Origin of the sequence: Elioraea sp., assembly GCF_051860475.1 — a bacterium.
GTDB lineage: Bacteria > Pseudomonadota > Alphaproteobacteria > Acetobacterales > Acetobacteraceae > Elioraea.
Window position 1 is genome coordinate 1 of record NZ_JBHYDW010000193.1, and the last position, 6545, is coordinate 6545.

The window sequence follows — 6545 nt, forward strand, 5'->3', positions numbered from 1 at the left end:
CCAGGTCAGGAGCACCTGTCGCGCCGACACCGGTTCAGCATCCATGACGAGGCGGAACGCCACGCCGGGTCCGTCGAAGGCCTGGAAGTGCTGAACCACCCCGCGCTCATCTGAGGCCATCGCTCGGCTTGGCTGCCTGCGTCCGTTCCTGACAGAGATCACCGACGACGCGGTAGCACAGTCGCCGAAGTTTGGTAGTCATGAGGCATGGAGCTTCCGGGTCGCGCAATAGGGATCGGTCTGGCCGTGGCACTCGCCTGGCTTACCCCTGGGAGCCTCGCGTCGGATCGGATCCAGGGTGTGGCCAGCGTGGTCGACGGCGACACGATCGAGATTCACGGCACGCGGATCCGCCTGCATGGCATCGATGCGCCGGAGAGTGCGCAACGCTGCCTCGACGCGTCCGACCGGCCGTGGCCCTGCGGTCGGCGCGCGGCCTTCGCTCTGGCCGATCGGATCGGCCGATCCACCATCTCGTGCCGGCGCACCGACACGGACCGGTACGGTCGGGTGATTGCTGTCTGCTCCTTGGGCCGTGAGGATCTGAACGCCTGGATGGTAGGGTCCGGCTGGGCAGTCGCGTTTCGCCGCTACTCGACTGACTACGTGGCGCAGGAGGAGCGGGCGAGGGCGCGCCGGGTAGGCATCTGGGCAAGCCGCTTCGTGATGCCGTGGGACTGGCGGCGCGGGGCGCGGATAGTCGAACGGTAGGGATCGCGAGACGGTCACCTTCGGACACCACGGAGCACCTTCGAGCAAACGGGGAGCAACGTACCGTCTGACCATCCTAGGAGGAGGGTGCCATGGCAACGAGGGACATGGACGCTGAGCGCGCGGCGGCGATCGAGCGCTTCAATCAGATCTGCCGCGAATCCCGGGTGGCCGTGCGGATCGTGAGCGCGACTCCGGAACAGATCGCCGAGCTCGAGCAAGCGATTGCGGATTACCTCGCCGCGCACGGATGGTCGGCCTTGGACATCGCCAACGGCCGGCACGTGCGCGAGGGATGGGATATCGGTGGCTTCGCGCCGGAGGATGCCCCGTCCGATCAGCAGATGGCCGCTGCGGCGGCATGGGACGAGGCTGAGGCGATCGCCAAGCGGATTGCGCAGCGCGTGCTCGGTCAGCTGCACCCGGCGATGGAGATCGAGGTGCTCTTCGACCGGGACGGGTATGACGAGGTCTGCGAGGTCCTCTCGCCACCGCGGCCGTTCGGCGACGAGAACGCCTAGGCCGAGGTGGCGCTCAAGGCCGCGATCGACTCCGCCGGCGGCACCCCGCAGGAGGCTCCCGACGTCCCCATCTTCCGTCGAGGCGGGCGGAGGGTGGACTCCTCAGACCCTTGAGGTTTGATCCGGTGCTATTGCTGCCAGGCCGCGGCAACGACACCGGGAGAAGGCCATGTGCGGTCGATTCACCAAGCACATGTCTCATAACGAGCGCGCCGCCCTACGCGCGCGCGAGTGGCGGCAGACGCCGCGCAACCTGCTGAACCTTTTCAGGCCGCGCTTCAACATCACTCCCTCGCAGGAAGTCGAGGTGATCCGTCGCCACCCGGACACAGACGAACTGCACGAGGACCCGCTGGTTTGGGGCTTCGTGCCGCGCTGGACGAAGGATCTGAAATCGGCCCGCAGGCCCATCAACGCACGTGCCGAGACGGTGCGCACGAGCGCGATGTTTCGCGACAGCTTCGAGCGCCGACGCTGCATCGTGCCGATGGACGCGTTCTATGAGTGGGCGGGCGAGAAGCCGCCGAAGCAGCCCTTCGCGGTGGCGCGCCGCGACGGCCAGGAAATGCTTGTCGCGGGCATCTGGGATGGCTGGCGTGCGCCGGACGGTTCGATCCTGCGCACCTTCGCGGTGATCACGACGGATGCGAACGAGACCCTTCTGCCGATCCATCACCGCATGCCGTTGATCATCGATCCCACCGACGTCGAGATCTGGCTGGGTGACGACGCGGACGCGGCGGGCGAGTTGATGAAGCCGGCACCGAACGACGTGCTGCGCGCGTGGCCTGTCTCGCGCGCGGTGAACGACGTGCGGCGGGACGATCCTGAGCTGCTGGCGCCGATCGAGGAAGCCGGGGCCGTTCGACCGACCGCGGGCACCTGACGCACGAAAGGCCCCACCGGCGCGTCCTCGAGGACGGCCGGCGGGGCCTGAGCGAAGGAGCGGGAAGCGGCGAGATCAGGCGAGGCGGAACACGGTCCCGTCGTGGACCACGGTGACGAGCGCGGAGGCGGCGAGGTCGCCGGCGTCGAGATCGACCGTGCCGTCGCCCTTACGGATGGCCACCGCGCCGAGCCCGTCAACGTTCAGCGTCGCCGCGCCGGTGTTCGCAGCCGCGCCGTTGACGAAGCGCACGGCGAGCCCGGCGAAATACGACCCGAGCGCAGGCGTGAGCCCGATCGTGCGCGCGTTCGCGCTGCCGCCGGCGGTGCCGCCCCAGGCGAGCGCGCCGCGCGCGCCGGCGATCGAGGGCGCCTGCTCGGCGGTGCTGACTTCGATGACCTCCATGGCCATGAAGGTCGCGGCATCGGCGAGCACGGTGGTCGGCGTGCCGAGCCCGGTCCGATTGACGCGCAGCTCGAACCAGTCGCCGGGAGAGACCGCGAGCACCGGAGAGAGCAGGAAGGCGGCGTTGTCGGTGAAGCCGGTGCCGCCGACGCGCACCGCCCACATCGCCGTGCCTGGAAAGGCTGCGCTCGGGGCCGCGCCGTTGCGCAGAAACTGCAGGTTGATGGCGCCAACGCTGGCCGCGTCCGGGAGGCGCACCGAACCGTGCAGCCGCACCCGTGTCACGCCGGCGGGCACGGTGAGCCGGGTCGGGTTGCCGGCGGACCAGAACGAGTCGGTATCGTAGACGGCCGTCTGCCACACGGCGAACCACGGGAAGGTCAGGCTCGTGGCATCAGCGGTTCGCCGCACCAGCGCGCCGCGGAACGGCACGGCCCAATTGCCGGCGGAGAGGCCTGGGGTGAAGAACTCCAGGCCGGTCTCGCCGACGTTCACCCTCACCGGCCTGAGCGACTGCCCTGCGTAGGAGGTGGGCGTGTCATCGAGGTCCCGGAAGTTCGCCGCGCCGCCTCCGCCGCCGCCGCCACCGATCGGGCGAATGCCGTTCGTCGTGCCGTCGGTGTAGACGGTGAGCGCGGCGCCGGCGGGCACGTCCACGCTGCCGGCACCGCGGGCGACGGTGAGCGTCGCGGTGCCGTCGGCGTTGTCGATCGCGACCTCGCGCCGGATCGCCGGCACGGTGAGCGTGCGCGGCACGGTGACGTTGGCGGCGCGGAACACCCGGTGCCGGCGGTACTGCTCGGCGGTGAGCGTCACATCAGCGGTGCCGAGATCGACGGTCAGAACTTCCGTCACGGCGCGGTCGAGCAGATCGACCGCATGGTTGATGGTGACCTCCTTCTGCGACTGGGCGGCAACAACATGCGTGATGGCGAGGTTCGGGCTGCTCATACGATCGCTGCTCCCCGGCGGCCGCGACCGACCACGGCGCTGATCTGGAAGGCGCGCACACGCACCGGATCGCCGGGCGTGAGCCCGTCGGCAGTCTGCTGTGCGGCGGTATAGGTGACGGTCGGGCTCGTGAGCCCGGTGAAGGTCCGGAGCGTCGCGGTGTCGGCCGCGTCGCGGATGTCCACCTCATAGAGCTCCGCCGCCTCGCCGAGAGGCACGGCGTCGGTCAGATCGACGAGCTCGCCGCCGATGCGCGTCCGCCGCACCCAAGTCACCGTGAGGTTGTTCGATCCGTCACGCGTTCCGGCGATGTGCACCGGGGCGTAGGGCTGCTCGCCCCGGCCGATCATGAGGCGGCGGTACTCGGTCGCGGTCTGCACCGTCTGGAAGACGCTGACGAAGCGGAACCGCTCGATAGTGTTGAGCGCCCCAAGCGGCGAGAGGCCCCGCACGGGGAAGTCGAGCAGCAGGAACGCCGCACCGGTGGCGAATGCGCCGGCGTCCTCGGTGCCGCGGCGACCGCGCAGCAGGCGGCGGAGGGTGAAGCGCCCGTCGCCGAGCGCATCGGCGATCGCGAATTGCACCAGCTCGACCCGCCCGTCCTCGGCGACCAGCGCGGCGAGGTTGGCGCCGTTCAGCACCTCGAGTTCGGTCGCGCCCTCGATGCGCTCGGCGCCGCTCTGCATCTGCACCGTAAGGACGGTCGCATCATCCCAGGTCCAGTACGACCCCGGCACCGGCACCGCGCCGAGCACGGAGCCCCAGGCAGCCACGTCCAGCACCGCGCCGGCCGGCTCCCAGGCGGTGCCATCGGCCGAGCGGAACACCTCCGCCCTGCGCCAGGTCTGGCCGCGCAGCGTGCCGGCGAGCAGGTAGGAGCGCAGCGCGGCGCCGGCGAGATCGTCGGCATCGACCAACAGCGGCAAGTTGAGCGCGAAGCCGCGCGTGAAATAGGGCGCCGGCAGCGCGTCGGGCACGAAGCCGAAGCCGCCGTCCGCGACCGCGGCGACCGCGTAGTCGCCGGGCGCCTCCTCGACGGCTTCCAGCGCCACGGTCCAGTCGGCGCCGAGCTGCGCCGAGATCAGCCGCACGCGGCTCTGCGCGCCGTCGCCGCGCACCAGCGTCGCAGGATCGGTCGGTTCGAGGCGGAGATGCTGCGTCGTGCCGGTGAAGGCGAAGCGGGTGCGCTCGCGCCAGGCGGCCAGGATGAGGCGACGCGCAATCGCCTTGGTCTCGGTCGCGGTGAGCACGATCGGCAGGTCCACCGTCGCCTCGGCCTCCGATGCCATGGTGGCGGAGGGCGCGCGCGGGCGCTGCCAGCGCTGCGTGCCGATCTCATAGGCGCGCTCGGGGTCGATGTGGCGGACGCTGATCGCGCGCGGCAGCTCCGCATCCTGCGCGCGCTGCTCGTCGATCACGTGGGCATCGCCGCGACGGACGAGCTCGGTGTGCTGCACGGTCGCGACGGTTGCGCCGCCGCGCTTACGGAAGACCAGCACGTCGTCGCGCTCGACCGCGTCGAAGGCGTAGGCGGTGGCGAGCGGCTCAATCGCCTGGCGCGCCGGCATGGGCCGGGCGACCACGAAGCCGCGCACGCTGTCGGTCAGAGCGGCGGTGTTGATCTCGCCCGGGACAAGCCCGGCGCGGAGGCAGAGCGCGGAGACGATCGATGCGAGCGGGACTGTGTCGCTGCCCTGGCGCAGCATCAGCAGCCGGCGGTAGACCCCGCCGGGACCGGCATAGAACGCGGCCTTGATGTCCGCGTCCCAGCCGAACGCGGCGAAGGTCGGCATGGTCGACGTCGTCGCGGTCTGCACGGTGGCGCCGGTGCGGGTATCAACCAGGATGACCTGGTTCCCGCCGGTGCTGTGGACGGCCCAAAGACCGCCGAAGACGCGCTTCGTGCCGGAGCGCGTCTCCGAGAGGAAGGAAGCGAAATACCGCTGCCAGGCGATAGAGCCGTCCGCGCGCAGCTTGCAGATCGCGGTCTCGCCTGGCGTGTTCGGCGACACGGCGAGGATCAGCGCGTTGTCGTCGGGATCGTAGTCGAAGGCGACGGCGGTGACCGTGCCGGTGCCAGTCAGGCCAAGCGCGGCATTGGTGTAGGTCGCGATCAGCGATGCCCACACGCCGGCGATTTGCTGCCCACCGGTCGCGCCGTAGGTCAGGGTGATGCGCCAGAGCTCGATGCCGCCGCCCGCGACCGGCGCGGCATACCAGACCTCCGACGCGCCCTCGCGCTCCTCGCCTGCGGCCAGCCAGCCGTTCGTCGGCGCCTCCATGATCCGCTCGTCGCCGGCATCGGCGGAGCCGAACACGTAGGTCATGGTGCCGGCATCGATGCAGTAGACCGCCGCAGGGCTGCTTTGCGGCGGGACGAGGAAGAACCGCCGCCAGCCGAACGGCCCGAGCACGCGGGCGATCAGGCAGTCGCCACGCAGCGGCACACGGAAGCGGGTGCGGGTGGTGACGAAGGCCGACGTCGTGGACTCGAACGATCCGAGCAGCGCGCCGGTGTCGAGATCGTACTTGCGCAGCCAGACGTCGCCGGTCGGGCCGTGCACCACATAGACCTTGCCGTCCTGCGTGGCGATCGCGTGCGCGAACTGCGCCAGGCTGGGCGCGAAGGCGCGACGCGCCTCCATCGTCAGCGTGTTCACCGACGCCAGGAAGCGCTGCGTGGTGTCGGCAGGCTCGGTGCCGAGCAGTAGCACCGTCGCCCGCTCGAAGTCCGACGCGTAGAGCGTGCCGGAATAGGCCGCGGCGGGCGGCAGCGTGGCCGTCTGCTCGATGGAGGACTGCCCGCCGGCGGCGACCACTTCCGCGCTCACCGAGGGGATGCGGTTGCCGAAGGCGTCGAGCGGCACGTCCTCGAAGACCAGGTAGCAGAGGCCGCGATGCGGCACGGCATTGGCCGCGCCGACGTTCGCCTCGATCAGCGGGTCGGGGAGCTGGCTCTCGTCGCCTGGGTAGAAGCGCCAGCGCAGCCCGGGCACCTGCAACTGCAAGGAGCCGCCGGTGGCGTCGTAAACGAGCTTGTCGTCCATCCACAGACGCAGCACCGCCACCAT

At 70.5% G+C, this 6545-nt stretch carries 5 protein-coding genes; 3 read left to right on the forward strand and 2 right to left on the reverse strand.

The annotated features are described in order from the left end of the window. Positions 1 to 246 precede the first annotated feature (246 nt). From ACTIFU_RS21685 to ACTIFU_RS21695, 3 genes are all read left to right on the forward strand, one after another. Complete coding sequence (locus ACTIFU_RS21685; RefSeq protein WP_439580407.1) at positions 247 to 711, forward strand: thermonuclease family protein; 465 nt, start codon at positions 247 to 249, stop codon at positions 709 to 711. A gap of 107 nt (positions 712 to 818) precedes the next feature. Further along, positions 819 to 1232: a hypothetical protein gene (locus tag ACTIFU_RS21690; RefSeq protein ID WP_439580408.1), complete on the forward strand. Its 414-nt coding sequence runs from the start codon at positions 819 to 821 to the stop codon at positions 1230 to 1232. Between the two features lie 169 nt (positions 1233 to 1401). Further along, a complete protein-coding gene (locus tag ACTIFU_RS21695; protein WP_439580409.1) occupies positions 1402 to 2118 on the forward strand; it encodes an SOS response-associated peptidase in 717 nt (238 codons plus the stop codon). Positions 2119 to 2193: 75 nt separating this feature from the next. On the opposite strand, the gene ACTIFU_RS21700 is transcribed toward ACTIFU_RS21695, so the two are convergent. Together ACTIFU_RS21700 and ACTIFU_RS21705 are read right to left on the reverse strand one after the other, a co-directional pair. After that, positions 2194 to 3474, reverse strand: a complete 1281-nt coding sequence (locus tag ACTIFU_RS21700) for a hypothetical protein (protein WP_439580410.1) — start codon at positions 3472 to 3474, stop codon at positions 2194 to 2196. Next, a partial coding sequence (locus ACTIFU_RS21705; protein WP_439580411.1) for a phage tail protein occupies positions 3471 to 6545 on the reverse strand: 3075 nt, incomplete at its 5' end. The genes ACTIFU_RS21705 and ACTIFU_RS21700, both read right to left, overlap by 4 nt.